The 15,518-nt window shown below is 61.8% G+C and carries 15 protein-coding genes; 10 read left to right on the top strand and 5 right to left on the bottom strand.

Translation table 11 applies throughout. The features are described from left to right. The first annotated feature begins 13 nt into the window (after positions 1 to 13). The gene (locus CWO91_RS06660; RefSeq protein WP_130212747.1) at positions 14 to 430 is read left to right on the top strand and encodes a PaaI family thioesterase; all 417 of its coding nucleotides are present in this window, start codon (positions 14 to 16) and stop codon (positions 428 to 430) included. Then, a complete protein-coding gene (locus CWO91_RS06655) occupies positions 427 to 1,854 on the top strand; it encodes an FAD-binding oxidoreductase (RefSeq protein WP_130212746.1) in 1,428 nt (475 codons plus the stop codon). The genes CWO91_RS06660 and CWO91_RS06655 overlap by 4 nt, the downstream gene beginning before the upstream one ends. A gap of 196 nt (positions 1,855 to 2,050) precedes the next feature. Here CWO91_RS06655 and CWO91_RS06650 read toward each other — a convergent pair whose 3' ends face one another. Together CWO91_RS06650 and CWO91_RS06645 are read right to left on the bottom strand one after the other, a co-directional pair. Then, entirely contained in the window at positions 2,051 to 2,740 is a 690-nt protein-coding gene (locus tag CWO91_RS06650; RefSeq protein ID WP_130212745.1) for an alpha/beta fold hydrolase, read from the bottom strand. 28 nt (positions 2,741 to 2,768) lie between these two features. Then, positions 2,769 to 3,533, bottom strand: a complete 765-nt coding sequence (locus tag CWO91_RS06645) for a GntR family transcriptional regulator (RefSeq protein ID WP_208752991.1) — start codon at positions 3,531 to 3,533, stop codon at positions 2,769 to 2,771. A 317-nt stretch (positions 3,534 to 3,850) separates the two neighbouring features. On the opposite strand from CWO91_RS06645, the gene CWO91_RS06640 reads away from it, so the two are divergent. The 8 genes from CWO91_RS06640 (at position 3,851) to CWO91_RS06605 (ending at position 12,311) form a co-directional block, all read left to right on the top strand. After that, complete coding sequence (locus CWO91_RS06640) at positions 3,851 to 4,732, top strand: alpha/beta fold hydrolase (RefSeq protein WP_130212744.1); 882 nt, start codon at positions 3,851 to 3,853, stop codon at positions 4,730 to 4,732. 11 nt (positions 4,733 to 4,743) lie between these two features. Then, entirely contained in the window at positions 4,744 to 5,736 is a 993-nt protein-coding gene (locus CWO91_RS06635) for a TRAP transporter substrate-binding protein (RefSeq protein ID WP_245471149.1), read from the top strand. A gap of 41 nt (positions 5,737 to 5,777) precedes the next feature. Then, positions 5,778 to 7,625 (top strand): TRAP transporter large permease, encoded by a 1,848-nt coding sequence (locus CWO91_RS06630; RefSeq protein WP_245471148.1) that lies wholly within the window; start codon positions 5,778 to 5,780, stop codon positions 7,623 to 7,625. A gap of 32 nt (positions 7,626 to 7,657) precedes the next feature. Then, on the top strand, positions 7,658 to 8,827 hold the full coding sequence (locus CWO91_RS06625) for an acetyl-CoA acetyltransferase (protein WP_130212742.1): 1,170 nt from the start codon (positions 7,658 to 7,660) through the stop codon (positions 8,825 to 8,827). Further along, positions 8,824 to 10,455: an acyl-CoA synthetase gene (locus tag CWO91_RS06620; RefSeq protein WP_245471142.1), complete on the top strand. Its 1,632-nt coding sequence runs from the start codon at positions 8,824 to 8,826 to the stop codon at positions 10,453 to 10,455. The genes CWO91_RS06625 and CWO91_RS06620 overlap by 4 nt, the downstream gene beginning before the upstream one ends. Positions 10,456 to 10,553: 98 nt before the next feature. Next, a complete protein-coding gene (locus tag CWO91_RS06615; protein WP_130212741.1) occupies positions 10,554 to 11,306 on the top strand; it encodes an SDR family NAD(P)-dependent oxidoreductase in 753 nt (250 codons plus the stop codon). A 152-nt stretch (positions 11,307 to 11,458) separates the two neighbouring features. Then, the gene (locus CWO91_RS06610) at positions 11,459 to 11,893 is read left to right on the top strand and encodes a DUF296 domain-containing protein (protein ID WP_349643566.1); all 435 of its coding nucleotides are present in this window, start codon (positions 11,459 to 11,461) and stop codon (positions 11,891 to 11,893) included. Continuing rightward, positions 11,886 to 12,311: a PPC domain-containing DNA-binding protein gene (locus CWO91_RS06605; protein WP_130212739.1), complete on the top strand. Its 426-nt coding sequence runs from the start codon at positions 11,886 to 11,888 to the stop codon at positions 12,309 to 12,311. The genes CWO91_RS06610 and CWO91_RS06605 overlap by 8 nt, the downstream gene beginning before the upstream one ends. Positions 12,312 to 12,909: 598 nt before the next feature. On the opposite strand, the gene CWO91_RS06600 is transcribed toward CWO91_RS06605, so the two are convergent. From CWO91_RS06600 to CWO91_RS06590, 3 genes are read right to left on the bottom strand one after another with little or no spacing between them, the layout of a single operon-like run. Continuing rightward, positions 12,910 to 13,905, bottom strand: coding sequence for an ABC transporter substrate-binding protein (locus CWO91_RS06600; protein ID WP_130212738.1), 996 nt, complete (start codon positions 13,903 to 13,905; stop codon positions 12,910 to 12,912). Positions 13,906 to 13,927: 22 nt separating this feature from the next. Next, entirely contained in the window at positions 13,928 to 14,737 is an 810-nt protein-coding gene (locus CWO91_RS06595) for an ABC transporter ATP-binding protein (protein ID WP_130212737.1), read from the bottom strand. After that, positions 14,734 to 15,504 (bottom strand): ABC transporter permease, encoded by a 771-nt coding sequence (locus CWO91_RS06590; RefSeq protein WP_130212736.1) that lies wholly within the window; start codon positions 15,502 to 15,504, stop codon positions 14,734 to 14,736. Before CWO91_RS06590 ends, CWO91_RS06595 begins: the two co-directional genes overlap by 4 nt. Positions 15,505 to 15,518 lie beyond the last annotated feature (14 nt).

Below are 15,518 nucleotides of genomic sequence, written 5' to 3'. Positions count from 1 at the left end.
GGGAGCAGGACGGATGGAGGAAGCGCAGGTTCGGGAGCTGATCGTGGCGGCCATGGGCGACGACCGCCACGAATTCGGATCGTTCTTCCTGTCACGCTTCTTCGGGATGACGGTCTCCTATGAGGCCGACGCGTGCATCGTCTCTCTCGATGTGAAGCCCTACATGTTCAACCCGCAGGGCTCGCTCCACGGCGGCTTGCTGGCGACGGCCCTCGACATCTCGATGGGGCACCTCCTCAAGCATCAGTTCGGCGCCGGCGCGACGCTCGAGATGAAGGTCCAGTATTTCGCCCCGGTCCGAACCGGCGTGGTGACCTGCCGCGCCAGTTTTCTGAAGAAGGGACGCAAGACCTTCTTCCTGCAGTCGTCCGCCCGAGATGGCGCCGGAGAAACGATCGCGCAGGCGACATCCACCTGGAAGCAGTTGTGAACGACGTCGTCGCCAAGCTCCGGGAGTTGCTGGGCTCCGATTGCATCACCGATCCGGCGCTGGCGGACGGATATCTCTCGGACTGGCGCGGTCTGCTTCGCGGCAACGCAGCCTGCGTGCTGCGCCCCAGAACGACGAGCCTGCTCTCGCGCAGCGTTCGGATCTGTCAGGAGGCCGGCGTCAACGTCGTTCCTCAAGGCGGCAACACAGGGCTAGTGGGGGGCTCGGCGCCGGACGAAACCGGTCTCCAGATTGTCGTCAGTACCGGCGCCATGAAGAAGATCCGGACCGTCGACCCGGTCGACATGTCCGTCATCGCGGAAGCGGGCGCGACGATCGCCGAACTTCAGAGCGCGGCAGCGGAGGCGAACGCGCTGTTTCCCTTGTCCTTCGCCTCGGAAGGCACCGCCACGCTCGGTGGCGCGCTGGCGACGAACGCAGGCGGCATTTCTGCCGTACGGTACGGGTGCGCGAGAGATCTTCTGCTCGGAATGGAGGTCGTACTTCCCGACGGACGGATCTGGAACGGCCTGCGCACGCTCCGAAAGGACAACACCGGCTACGCCCTCAAGCACCTCTTCGCCGGTTCGGAAGGAACACTCGGCATCATCACGGCCGCGGCGATGAAGCTCGCTCCCCTGCCGGTCGGTCGCGAGGTCGCCTTCTGCGCGGTCGAGACCGAGGACCAAGTGCTGGATTTCTGGATGAAGCTGCGCGCGGCCGCGGACGGGAATGTGCGTGCCATCGAGTACCTCTCAGGCTCGTGCGTCGAGCTGGCGAAGCGCGAAGGGCTTCGTTCGCCCGTCGAAAAGGCGGATCACTACGTTCTTGTCGAACTGACTTCGAGCCGTCCGGAAGCCGGTCTGAAGGACATGCTGGAAGCATTCCTCGCCGACAGGCTCGAGGACGGCGCCATCGTCGATGCTGCGCTTGCCCAGAGCGGAGAACAACAGAAGCAGATCTGGCGCCTGCGTGAAGAGCAGACCGAAGTCCAGAAGAAGGCGGGGCGCGACCTCAAACATGACGTCGCCGTGCCGGTGGCAAACGTGCCCGAACTTCTGCGCCGAAGCCGCGCCGATGTCGAAGCCGGATTCCCTGATGTGATGGTCGTTCCGTTCGGTCATGTCGGAGACGGCAACATCCATCTGAACGTCGTGCTGCCCGCGGCGCTCGGCGCCGAACGAGCCGCGGAGCAGGGCGGGCAGATCAGCCAGGCGATTTACGATATCGTGCTCTCCCTGGGTGGGACGTTTTCGGCCGAACACGGGATCGGTCGAACCAAGGTCGGCCTGCTTGAAACCAGGAGAGATCCAGTCGAGCTCGATCTCATGCGCCGGATCAAGATGGCGCTCGACAAGGATGGCTCGTTCAATCCCGGCAAGATATTCCGACGATCGCAAAGCGACCTCGCGGAGGTGCGATGATGAAAGCAGTCTATTTTTTCCGCCCTGCGTGCAATTCGACAGGAACGTCGTGTATTGTCCGGGTCGTGGATCGCTCGCTTCCAGCGCATGAAGAAGAGTTGCGCTGCGTGGGGCTCATCAAGGAGTCTTACTTGCGCGCGACATCCTTGGAAGTGAAGTAGGCCAGGCAATAGACCGGCTAATTGTTCGGGCGCTCTCAGCTTACGTTTGTAGCCTGAGAAGCTCTCAGGCCAGTTATCACCGCAACAAGCTGCTCAGGATCCTCTCTGACTATATTGTGCCCGCAAGCGAATGATCGGACCACCCACTCCGGATCCTCGAGGAGAGCTTCGTACGTCGGAGTAAACGGAGTATCCTTCCACCCCTTGGCATAGATGAAGATCTTTTCCTTCACGCTCTTCCATCGACCTCCCAGGCGTATCGCCTGGCGAAACGAGGCGAGCGGATGGGGGGTACATCGCGGATCCATGTGCGCTGGCGGCGTAACCCGAAAGCCATCCAGTTCTGATCGTTGAAGTGCGAGATGCCGATAATTGTCTCCGGCCAGATCCCACCAGGAGTCTCCATCCTGAGGCACGAAGGCATCCATGTAGACAAGAGCGGAAATCCGCTCGGCCAGCTTGTCGGCGACCCCACTGATGACCATCCCCGCATAACTGTGCCCGCAAAGGATAACGTCCGTCAGATCTTCAAATCGAAGAACATTCGCGATGTCCTCGATGTGAGTGTCCAGATTGATGTTCGAATTCGCAAGGTGGACCCTCTCGCCCAAACCCGTCAACGTTGGCGTGAAGACCTGGTAGCCCTGCGTGCGAAGCCTTTGAGCAACGGCTGTATTGCGCCAGCCGCCCTGCCACCCCCCGGGGACAAACACAATATTGGTCATTGCCGAGCATTCTTTCCCGGTTCGGGATTCAGGTGCGAGTGAGTACAGTTCGCCGGGTCAATTCCTCGGCATAGTCCATCAGCTTGTCGGAAGCTTCGGCCGCGCGCTGTTCATCCCCCAGTGCCACAGCTTCAAACACATTGGCGTGCAGTTTGGCCGCTACAGGGACGTCATGAATGACCCGATTATGGAGATAGTAGAAGCGACGTGACATCGCATGGCAGGGTACGATCGCAGCCGCCGCAAAAGGATTCCGCGCGCATTCCGCAAGGAACCGCTTCGCTTCATAGTGATAGCGCAGGAATTCCATGACATTGATATCGCGCATCCCCTCGAAATAGCGCGCTATCTGGATACACCTGTTGCGCTCCTCCGGAGTTGCCCGCCGCGAAGCGGATACAGCAATAAGTCGCTCCAGTTCCCGGCGCATTTCCAGCATCAGGAGTTGTTGCATAACGTCGACCTGCGTCACTTTTGCCCCGCTTCGCGGAACAATCTCGACGAGATGTTCGGCCTCGAGGCGCTTTAGCGCCTCGCGGACCGGAGTGCGGCCGAGCTCAAGCTTTTCGCTCAACTCGGTTTCAGACCACACGGTCCCCGGCTCTAACTCCAGTGTGACGATCATTTCCTCAAGCCTTTGACGGGCTTCTTCCGCTTGATGTGATTCGGATCGTGGTCGGGCGAAGCCCGGACGCATCGCCTGGGAATCCTTCAGTGCGGAAATGGCGCGGCCATCGGTGACGGCGCCTGTCAGCGCGCGTCGTTCGGAAGCGCTCTTACGACCTCTGGTCAATGTTGGTGCCTTCACAAGTCGGGATTCAGAAGGATTGTCAAGTCCGTGATATGTCACAAAAAAGTAGCCGCTCGCAACAACGATCTTTCGGCAACAGGTTCTCTCCAAGGGCCATGAACTCCAAGGGTGCGTCTCTCATAACGAAATCGGTCCACGAAAAATAGGCCGCGCGCGTACTGAAAGTCTCGTTTATCTCGATTCCTCTGCCACCGGGGCGACAGCCAAAAAGCCGGTTGACATCGCGTTCTTTTGTGACATGTTAGAAAAACATTATAAATAGAGCGCGGTCGTTTCGCGGGATCGCAAGGGAGCGAGAAGTGACGCACGTGTCACATCATGAAGCGGAACTGGGAGACGTCCGCATTCACTATGTCACCGCTGGGTCGGGGCCCCCGTTGGTCTTGCTGCATGGATGGCCGCAAACCTGGTACACGTGGCGACATGTAATCGGCGAGCTGGCTGACCAGTATTTCATCGTCGCTCCGGACCTTCGTGGTCTCGGAGATTCCTCCCGACCGGTCTCTGGATACGACAAGCGGACAATTGCTGATGATGTCTGGCGGGTCATCAGCTGTGACCTCGAATTGCAATCTTTCTACCTGGTCGGCCACGATTGGGGAGGGCCTGTCGCCTACGCGCTCGCCGTCGCGCACCCGGAAGCGGTAAGTCGTCTTGCCATTCTCGATGTAACGATTCCCGGTGACGGGACGGCAAACTTCAGCCAGTCGGGCAAACGCTGGCATCACGGCTTTCACGCGACAAGAGATCTGCCCGAAACGCTGATCGCGGGGCGAGAGGACGTCTATCTCGAGTGGTTTTTCCGAAACTTCGGCGCGACACCGACTGCTGTTTCTCCGGACGATATCGCGGAGTACCTCAGGACCTACCGCATGCCGGGAGCGCTGCGGGCCGGCTTTGAGTATTACCGCGCGCTCGAACGCGACACGATTGATAACCGCAGCAATCCGAGACTCGAGATGCCGGTGTTGGCTCTTGGCGGAGCTTGTTCCTGGGGCCGTGGACTGGAAGTCGTCGAGTCGCTGCGACGGGTTGCTCGCGATGTTCGGGGTGGCGTTGTCGAGGGGGCCGGCCACTGGATCCCCGAGGAGCAGCCGGCGCAACTGGCGAAGGCATTCCAGACATTTTTCAAAGAAAACCGACAAGAACAACTGGTCACAACAGGGAGGGTAACATGTTGAATCGCAGACGGATGTTGGGCTCACTCGCCTCGGCCGCCGCTTTCGGGCCGGTGGTGCTATCCGGTCGAGCGCGTGCCGCGGAGTTCACGATCAAGTTCGGCCATGACCTGACGGCCGATCATCCAATGAATGTCCGCGCGCTGGAGGCCGCAAAACGCATCGCAGAGAAGTCGTCGGGGCGCGTCGAGTTGGCCGTCTTTCCGAGCAACCAGCTTGGCGGACAAACCGACATGATCTCCCAGGTGCGCAGCGGCGCGACCGAATTCGTCGCGATGTCGGGCGTAATCCTCGGTGGGTTTGTGCCGGTCGCGGCCATCAGCGGGGTCGGCTTTGCATTCGCCGACTACGAACAGGTATGGGGGGCGATGGATGGCTCCCTCGGTCAGCATATCAAGGCTGCTATCGAAAGGGCGGGACTTATCGCGTTCGATCGCGTTTGGGACAACGGCTTCCGCCAGACAACCGCTGGCACAAAACCGATCGTGGCGCCGGCCGACTTCGCGGGATTCAAGATCCGTGTTCCGGTCGCCAAACTTTGGACCTCTCTGTTCGAGGCGCTGGGCGCTTCGCCGGCAAGCATTAACTTCAACGAGACCTATGGTGCCTTGCAAACGAAGATCGTCGACGGAATGGAGAACGCTCTGGCGACGCTCTACACGTCGCGAATTTACGAGGTCCAGAAGTACTGCTCGATGACCAACCACATGTGGGATGGCTTCTGGATGATCGGAAACAGAGCCGCGTGGCAGCGCTTGCCGGCCCCGCTCCAGGGCATCGTTCATGAGGAAATCACGAAAGCCGTACTGGACGAGCGGGCCGACACCGAACGGCTCAATCAGAACCTTCGGCGGGACCTTGAACAGAAGGGGATGATCTTCAATGCGACTTCGGCGCCTGCTTTCCGCGAAGCCCTGACGAAGGTCGGCTTCTATGCGAACTGGAAGAAGACGTTCGGTAACGAGGCCTGGGACCTCCTGGAAAAATCGGCAGGGCGGCTCTCTTGAGCGCGGTGATCCAGGTTAGCGACACCGGCAGCCCGGGGACGGTGCGACAGCGCACCGTCACTGCGCCGTGGCCCCTTGTGCTCGATGGACTGCTCGGGCGTGGCGTGGAGCTCGTGGCGGCGCTGCTCGTGTTCGCCGAGATCGTGATCCTCTTCGCGGGCGTCGTTGCCAGATACGGCGCGCAGCGGCCTCTGGTCTGGTCCGACGAGCTCGCGTCGATCCTGTTTCTCTGGCTCGCGATGCTCGGATCGGTGATCGCATTCCGCCGCAACGAGCACATGCGCATGACCGCGCTCGTCGACAAGATGGCGCCTCCGCAGCGCGCGTTTCTCGATGTGTTCGCGACCGGAGCGGCGCTGGCCTTCCTGCTCATGGTGGCGAGGCCGGCATACGAGTACGCGTTGGAGGAGGCGTTCATCACGACGCCTGCCCTGGAGATCGTCAATTCCTGGCGCGCAGCCGCGCTGCCCCTTGGCATCGCCCTGATGGCGGTGTTCGCCCTGCTGAGGCTTGCAAGCCTGGGATCGCCGCGGACGGTCGCTGCGGCGCTCGCCAGCGTTGCGCTCGTGATCGCGGCGTTCTGGCTTCTCGAGCCGGTTCTCCGGCCGTTGGGTAACGTCAATCTGCTTGTATTCTTCGTGGGCGTCGTAACCGCCACGGTCTTTGCCGGTGTGCCGATCGCATTCGCGTTCGGGCTGGCTGTTGTCGGCTATCTCGCGTTGACAACCCACACGCCCCTGATGGTCCTTGTCGGCCGCATGGACGAAGGCATGTCGCATCTCATCCTGCTGGCGGTGCCGCTGTTCGTGTTTCTCGGTCTTCTCATCGAGATGACAGGTATGGCGCGCGCAATGGTCGCGTTCCTCGCAAGCCTCTTGGGGCATGTCCGGGGCGGGCTGCACTACGTCCTGATCGGAGCGATGTACCTGGTCTCCGGCATCTCGGGCTCGAAGGCCGCCGACATGGCGGCGGTCGCTCCGGTGCTATTCCCTGAGATGATCAAGCGCGGCGCCAGGCCGGGAGACCTGGTCGCGTTGCTGTCGACCACCAGTGCGCAGACCGAAACGGTCCCGCCGAGTCTCGTGCTTATCACGATCGGCTCCGTCACCGGCGTCTCGATCGCCGCGTTGTTCACCGGCGGCCTGCTGCCCGGTATCGTGCTCGCCGTCGCGCTCGGCTTTGTGGTTCACCGCCGCTCTCGCCGCGAGGACCTCGGTGCCGTGAAACGGGCAGGCTGGCGCGAGATCGGACGCACATTCCTCGTCGCCTTGCCGGCGCTGGCATTGCCGTTCGTGATCCGAGCGGCGGTGGTGGAAGGAATTGCGACCGCGACCGAGGTGTCGACGATCGGCGTCGCCTATGCAGTGATCGCGGGTCTTCTGATCTACCGGCAGTTCGATTGGCGCCGGCTGCGGCCGATGCTGGTCGACACCGCATGCCTCTCCGGGGCGATCCTGTTGATCATCGGCACCGCGACGGGCATGGCGTGGGGCCTCACTCAGTCCGGTTTCGCGCGCTCGCTCGCCACGGCGATGACGAGTCTTCCCGGCGGCGCCGCGACCTTCATGGTCGTGTCGATCGCCGCGTTCGTGGTGCTCGGCTCGGTGTTGGAAGGTATTCCGGCCATCGTCCTGTTCGGGCCGTTGTTGTTTCCCATCGCCAGGGCGGTGGGCGTTCACGAGGTGCACTACGCCATGGTGGTCATCCTGGCCATGGGCATCGGCCTCTTCGCGCCGCCGTTCGGCGTCGGCTACTACGCTGCCTGCGCCATCGCACGCGTCGAGCCACACGAGGGGATGAAGCCGGTCTGGGGCTACATGCTGGCGCTCCTGATCGGCACCGCCGTGGTCGCCGCCGTGCCATGGATCTCGATCGGCTTCCTCAAATGATCTCCATCCCGTCAGACTGCAAGAGAAAAATCATGACGCGTGCTCGTATCGTAGGCTGGGCTCACACGCCTTTTGGAAAGCTCGAGGACCCGGATGTGGAAAGCCTGATCGCGCGCGTCTCGGGCGCCGCACTCGATCATGCTGGGGTCGCGCCCGCAGAGGTCGATGGCATCTTCGTCGGAGTAATGAACAACGGATTCTCCAAGCAAGGATTCGAGGGCGCGCAGGTGGCGCTCGCGCATCCGGAGCTCGCGCATGTGCCCGCGACCCGTGTGGAGAATGCCTGTGCCACCGGCTCGGCGGCGCTCTACGCGGCGCTCGATTTCGTCGACTGTGGCCGTGGGCGCATCGCGCTCGTCGTCGGCGCCGAGAAGATGACGGCCAAGCCGACGGCGGAGACCGGCGACATTCTGCTCGGCGCTTCCTACCGCAAGGAGGAGGCCGATATCACCGGCGGGTTTGCGGGCGTGTTCGGCCGGATCGCGCAAAACTACTTCCAGCGATACGGCGATCGAAGCGAAGAGCTCGCCCATATTGCCGCCAAGAACCACAGGAATGGCGTGGCCAATCCCCTTGCGCAGATGCGACGCGACTTCGGCTACGCTTTCTGCAACACCGTCAGCGACAGGAACCCTCATGTGGCAGCTCCGTTGCGGCGCACCGACTGCTCGCTGATTTCGGATGGCGCGGCGGCGTTGGTGGTCGCCGACGAAGAGGCCGCCGCACTGCTCACGCGCGCCGTGCGCTTCCGGGCGCGACAGCAGGTCAACGACATCCTGCCGTTGTCGCGGCGCGACCCGATTGCATTCCAGGGCGGCCGGCTCGCCTGGGAAAGGGCGCGAGCGGAGGCGGGTATCACCCTGAATGACCTCAGTCTGGTCGAGACACACGACTGCTTCACCATTGCCGAGCTGATCGAATATGAGGCGATGGGGCTCGCGGCGCCCGGCGAGGGATTCCGGGTGGTGCGTGAAGGCATCGCCGAGAAAGAAGGGCGACTTCCGATCAATCCATCCGGCGGACTGAAGTCGAAGGGGCACCCGGTCGGCGCGACCGGTGTCTCCATGCACGTGATGGCTTGCCTGCAATTGATGAACGAGGCCGGCGACATGCAGATCGACGGCGCCAATCTCGCAGGCGTGTTCAATATGGGCGGTGCCGCGGTCGCCAACTACGTCTCTATTCTGGAGCGTGCGAAATGATGAATGCGTCCGTACCACTCGGCGGTGTCGCTCCCGCATCGAAGCGGGTGATGAACCTCGCGCATCTCGTGCGGCAGGCGGCGCGCCGTCAGCCGGCCGGGATCGGACTGGTTTGGGGCGAGGCCAGCTGGACCTGGCCCGAGCTCGACCGCCGGATTTCCGCGATGGCCGCGGCGCTCTCCACCAGAGGCGTGCGCAAGGGTGACCGGGTGCTGGTGCAGTCGAAGAATTGCAATCAGCTGTTTGAGTCGATGTTTGCCTGTTTTCGTCTCGGCGCGGTATGGGTTCCCACGAATTTCCGGCAAACGCCGGAGGAGGTTGCCTATCTCGGGAAGGCGAGCGGGGCGACCGCCATGTTTTGCCAGAGCGACTTTCCCGATCACGCGGCGGCGGCGCGTGCCGAGGCGCCGGGCATCCGGTTTGTGGTCTCGATCGGAGAGTCGAATTTCGGAGAGGACTATGACGATCTCGTGCGCCGCCATGACGGTGACGCGGTCGCCGAGGTCGCGGTCGACCACGACGATCCCTGCTGGTTCTTCTTCACCTCCGGCACGACAGGCCGGCCGAAGGCGGCCGTGCTGACCCACGGCCAGATGGCGTTCGTCATCACCAATCACCTCTGCGACCTGATGCCGAGCACCACCTCGCTGGATGCGTCGCTGGTGGTGGCACCACTATCGCACGGCGCGGGTATCCATCAACTGGTCCAGGCCGCGCGGGGCGTGAAGACCGTGTTGCTGGCGAGCGACCGCTTCGACATCGATGAGGCGTGGCGGCTGGTCGAGCGCTGGGGCGTCACGAACATGTTCACCGTGCCGACCATCCTGAAGATGCTGGTGGAGCATCCTTCGCTGGAGGCTCACGATCACTCGTCGTTGCGCTACGTCATCTACGCCGGCGCCCCGATGTATCGCGAGGATCAGAAGCTCGCGCTCCACAGGCTTGGCAAGGTACTGGTGCAGTACTTCGGACTGGGTGAGGTTACCGGCAATATCACCGTGTTGCCGCCAGAGCTCCACGACCCCGAGGATCACGCCGGCGCGCGGATCGGTACCTGCGGCTACGAACGTACCGGCATGCAGATCTCGATCCAGGGCGACGACGGGTGCGAACTGCCACCCGGCGCGACGGGCGAGATTTGCGTCTGCGGCCCCGCGGTGTTTGCGGGTTACTACGACAATCCGGAAGCCAATGCGAAAGCGTTCCGCGACGGCTGGTTTCGGACGGGCGATCTCGGCCACATGGATGCTGAGGGTTTCCTCTACATCACGGGCCGCGCGTCCGACATGTACATTTCGGGAGGCTCCAACGTCTATCCGCGGGAGATCGAGGAGAAGCTGCTGACGCACCCGGCGATTGCCGAAGTGGCGGTGGTCGGTGTGCCGGACCAGACCTGGGGCGAGGTCGGGGTGGCCGTCTGCGTGCTTGCGCCGGGCGCTTCGCTCACCGAGTCCGAATTGCTCGCCTGGGCCAACGGCAAGATCGCCCGGTACAGGGTTCCCAAACGGGTCCTCTTCTGGCCGGAATTGCCGAAGTCCGGTTACGGCAAGATCACCAAGAACATCATCAAGGAAGAGCTCCGCACGCGCGGCGTGCTGACGGAGCGATTGCCACAGACGGCCGCATAAGGCCCAAGGTGGGATCAAAGGCGGCCTTGGCGCCGTCGTTTCTCCGGCCACCCATTCCGCCGATCGCTATTCAACATTCAGCAGAGCAGGATCAACGAATGCAGCAGACCATTCTGATCACTGGCGGTGCTTCGGGCATCGGCCTGGCGATCGCCGAAGCCATTCTCGCCGAAGGCTGGCGAGTCGCGATTGCCGACGTGGCGGACAGGAATCTCGATGAGGCCCGCGCCCGGTTCGAGCCGTTTGGCGGCCGGACGAGGTTCGAGAAATTCGACGTGATCGACGAGGCCGCCGTTGTTGCGGCGATCGAGGGGTGCGAAAGAGAATTCGGCGCCCTCGATGGCGTGGTGAATTCAGCTGGCATCGGCCGCGAGCTTCCGGCATTGGAGACCAGCGCCGAGCTGTTTCGCAAGATCGTCGACATCAATCTCATCGGCAGCTTCCTGACGGCGCGCGAAGCGGCGCGGCGAATGCAATCTCGCGGTCGAGGCGCGATCGTCAACATCGCGTCCGTTTCGGGGATGCGCGGCAACGCCCGTCGCGTGGCCTATGGCGCGGCCAAGGCCGGGGTCATCATGATGACGCAGATCATGGCCGTCGAGCTTGCACGGGATGGCATTCGCGTCAACGCGATCGCACCGGGCCCGATCGAAACACCGCTGGTGAAGGAGATGCATTCGGCAGCTTCTCGTGCGGAATGGACCAGTCGCGTCCCGCAAGGTCGTTATGGAGCGCCGGATGAACTGGCGGGCGCTGCGATGTTCCTCCTCGATCCGCGCAAGTCGAGCTTCGTCACGGGGCAGGTGCTCGCCGTCGACGGGGGATTTACCGCCAGCGGCCTGATGGCCTAGCCAAAAACGCTGGAAAAACCAGGGAGGCGATCATGACAGCGAGAGCTTCATCGGCAATTCCTCGTCCACGGACCCTCATTCACCCCGGACGGTTCAATCCCACGAGGATTCAGAGCATGCGGTCCGAGTCAGCGCGACATTTTCGGCTGGCGTTGGAGCCCGGCATCAGTCTGTTCGACGCTCTGGTGGAGCCCCTGGCAAGGGCTGGAGTAGCCAGCGCGTCGATGACGATCTTGGGCGGTCATTTCGAGCGGCTTCACTATTGCGTGGCGCCACCAGATCCATCGAGGCAAGCCGTGATCGCTTACGCAAATCCGATCGATGCCGGGCGAGCTTATATGATCTTCGGCAATGCGACGCTTGGAAAGAGCTTGCAGAATCGGCCGCTGGTGCATTGCCACGCGGCAATTCGGACTGAAAGTGGTGAGGTCAAGGGCGGTCACATCCTGACCGAAACGAGCATCGTCGGATCAGATCCGATCCCGGTTCTTGTGACGTCGCTCGAAGGATTCGAATTGCGCCAGATGTTCGATCCCGAGACGAATATCTCACTTCTCCTACCGCACAGGCAGGCCGCCAATGACTAGTACGAAAGTGATCGAAGACGGGTCCATGGGGCGCGTGGCCTATGCTCGGATCGCCCCGAACGAGGACCTCGTGCAGGGCGTGGAGAAGCTGTGTCTTGCCGAGGGCTTTCGCAATGCGTTCGTGCGTGGTGCCTTGGGTAGTCTGGTCGACGGATGTTTGGCCGCCGGCGAGGGAAGATACTATCATATCAGGGGTCCTGCTGTTGAAATCGTGAGCATCGCGGGAGAGGTGAGATCGCAGGATGACGGCTCTGTAAGAGCATCGCTGACCGGCGTCGTGGCAGATCCTTACGGAAATGTATTTGGTGGGACTTTTGTTGCCGGCTCCAACGCGATTTGCATGACATTTGAGGTGACTCTCGAGGAGTGGCTGCCATCAATTGAGAGAGAGGTCCGCAACATTTCCAATCCCACCTGATTGCACGCCATGCGGTCCGGCACGAGCTCGACTATCGGCGCAAACCGGACCATTAGTGGCTGTCCGAGTGATCGCTGACGGTATCGGCTGCAAGTCGGCGAATGCCCAAGAGGCGGACGTTCGGACCTGGTGTACGTCTAGTGCGTCGATTGATCCCGATACTTGCTGAAGGTGCCGACCCTCAGAGCCGCACAAATTTTCCTGTGAATTCAAGACCGAAAAAAGTGGGCGGGTATACCGTCGGCATTAGTCCGTCAGCTTTGAGGATTTGTGCTTGGAAATCAACGCGAAAGCATCTTTCTAAATGATTGAGTGGGAGTAGTGGTGCAGGCACCTATTTCGTAGCTTGGCGTAGCTTTAGGAATGTCCCTCGCATTGAAAACCCTCTGACAAAGTACCATGAGCTGGTTGGTCTCGGCCATCCATGCCGCTCTCAACAAAGAGTGCGGCAGAGCAGTTGAGCGTGCAGAAGGGACGGGTGTTCACCGCCGTGCTCAACACATGCCCGTACGGCAGCAACTTATTGACCGAGATTGAGAAAAGTGGAGCGCGCCGCATGGGTCCGGCGCCACCACAGATCCCCTCAGTACCTTGGCATCTAGGCAATCGTCTTCAAATACAGGCTTGGATCGAAGTATTTGCTTGCCGGCGTGAAGTCCTTGATGCCCGCGTTGGTCATGAAGAAGTCTGTCGACTGCTGCAGCCAATTGGTGACAGTCCCGTCCGAGTACATCCGCTTCCAGTCCTTGGACGTGAACATCTTCTGGGCCTTAAACGACTCGTTGATGTCGGATAGCGGCGTCTGACTGTAATGACCCTTCTGCAGCTTCTCCATCGCCTCGTTGCTGTTCGCGACGATATAGTCGTTGGCATCGGCCCAGCCGCGGATCAGCTTGGCCAGGGTCTCCTTGTTGGGTTCATAATAGTCGTTCGCAGCAGCCCAGCCGCCAATGATGGCCGCCTTTGGATAATAGGCTGACGCATCGGCAAGCATGGTCGCGCCCGGTACCTTGTCGCGGACCGTGACGTTGAACGGCACCCACAGCGCCACGGCAGGCACGGCGCCGGAGATGAAGGCGGTCACGGCTGCCGGCATGGTCTGGTTGACGAGCTCGACTTCCTTGGGATCGACTTTGTTGGCGCGCAGTGCGGTATCAAGGAACACGTGCGCTGTCGTGCCCGTCGCGGTCGCGATGCGCTTGCCCTTGAGGTCGGCGAATGACTTGATGCCCTGATCGCCGCGGACCCACAGCTGCGCGGTCGCGACCTCGATATCGTTGATCAAAAACACCTTGCCTTGGCCGCGGGCCGGGAAGTTCGAGAGGACCGCGCCGGTTGCCAGCACATCAAGGCTGCCACCGATCAGCGCCTGAAAGATTTCGAGACCGGTGTTGAACTGCCGCAGCTCGAGATCGAGGCCCTGCTTCTCGAAGGAGCCACGGTCCATGCCGGTCCAGATCTGGCCGTCGACGGCGACGGTGTGAAGATAGCCGACGCGAACCTTTGTTTTTGCCTGAGCGATCGCGGGTGCTGCGGCCGTGAAAGTGCCGAGCGCAAGGCCCGCCGTTGTGGTCAGAAATTGCCGCCGATCCATGATCTGTCCTCCGTTTTGCTTGTCATTCCGAGAACGAGACTGGACGCATCTGCGCCTGCTGGGCGCGATACTCGTCCATCACGAGCTGCCTGATATGGCTTCGCAGTTCCGCGAATTCCAGACGTTCCTGGATCGACTCGTCGCGCGGATAGGCGAAGGGAACGTCGATGATCTCCTTGATCCGCGCCGGCCGCGCCGTCACGACCACTATACGAGATGCGAGGTAGATCGCTTCCTCCACGGAATGGGTGATCAGCATGACGGTCTTGCCTTCGGTCTCCAATACCCTGAGCAGCAGGTTCTGCATGTTGGAGCGGGTCTGGGCGTCGAGCGCTCCGAACGGCTCGTCCATCAGGAGAAACTGCGGCCTCACCGCGTAGGCCCGCGCGATCGCGAGCCGTTGCCGCATGCCGCCGGACAGATGCTTCGGGTAGGAATTGGCAAAGTCGGACAGGCCCATCAGGCCGAGATAGTGATCGCAGATCGCGTCGCGCTCGGCGCTCGGGACATGGTTGGCGTTGAGGGTCAGGCCGAAGGCGATGTTCTGCTTCACCGTCAACCATGGGAATACGCCATATTCCTGGAAGATCACGCCACGCTCGGGCCCGGGACCGGCGACGGGACGGCCGTCGAACAGGACCTTGCCCGTCGTCGGCTTCTGGAAGCCGGCGAGCATGCTCATCATCGTGGTCTTGCCGCAGCCGGACGGGCCGATCACCGCAATGAAGTCGCCGTCGTTGATGTCGTAGCTGACGTCCTCGACCACGTTCAGGCGGCCTTTCGGGGTCTCGAAGGACAGCGAAACCTTGTCGAACTGAGCGCGCTTGTTCATGCGATGGCTCGATCTTGCCAGACCAGCAGCCGGGCCGTGATCTTGCGCAGGATCAAATCCATGATCAGTGCGATCAGGCCGATGCAGATGATGCCGACATAGATGACGTCGAGCAGGAAGTAGGTCGAGGCATTCTGAATCATGGCGCCGAGCCCGCGCTGTGCCGCGATCAGCTCGGATGCGACCAGCGTCGCCCAGGCCACGCCCAATGCCACGCGCAGCGCCGTGAGAATGTGCGGAACGGTGAGGGGAATGATGACCTTGCGAAAGATCTCGGCCTGGTTGGCTCCGAGCGTCTGCGCCACGCGGATGTAGAGCGGCGTGATTTGCGACACGCCCTCATACATCACGATCACGCCGGAGAAGAACGAGGCGTAAAACAGGATGACGAGCTTTGCGAGCTCGTCGACGCCGAAATAGACGATCACCAGCGGGATCAGTGCGATCGGCGGCAGCGCGCGAAAGAAGTTGATCATGGGGTCGGCGAAGGTGCGGGCGGGACGATACCACCCGAGCAGAAATCCGACCGGCACTGCCACGAGGATGCCGAGCGCGACGCCGAGAAAGACGCGCCGGGTCGAGGCGAAGATGTCGATCAGCAGGCCTTCTCCGGTGAGAAGCTCGAGGAACTTTGCAGCGACCTGGTGCGGCGCCGGGATCAGCGAGACGTTGACGAAGCCGCTCCAGCGTACGGCGTACCAGAGCAGGATCGCACCGAGCCACGGCAGCAATCCGAGACCAAAGCGTCTCACGCCAGCTCCGTTCATTCGACGTGTCCACC

This window comes from Bradyrhizobium genosp. SA-3, from assembly GCF_004212635.1.
GTDB lineage: Bacteria > Pseudomonadota > Alphaproteobacteria > Rhizobiales > Xanthobacteraceae > Bradyrhizobium.
This window is presented reverse-complemented; position numbering and strand designations above follow the sequence as displayed.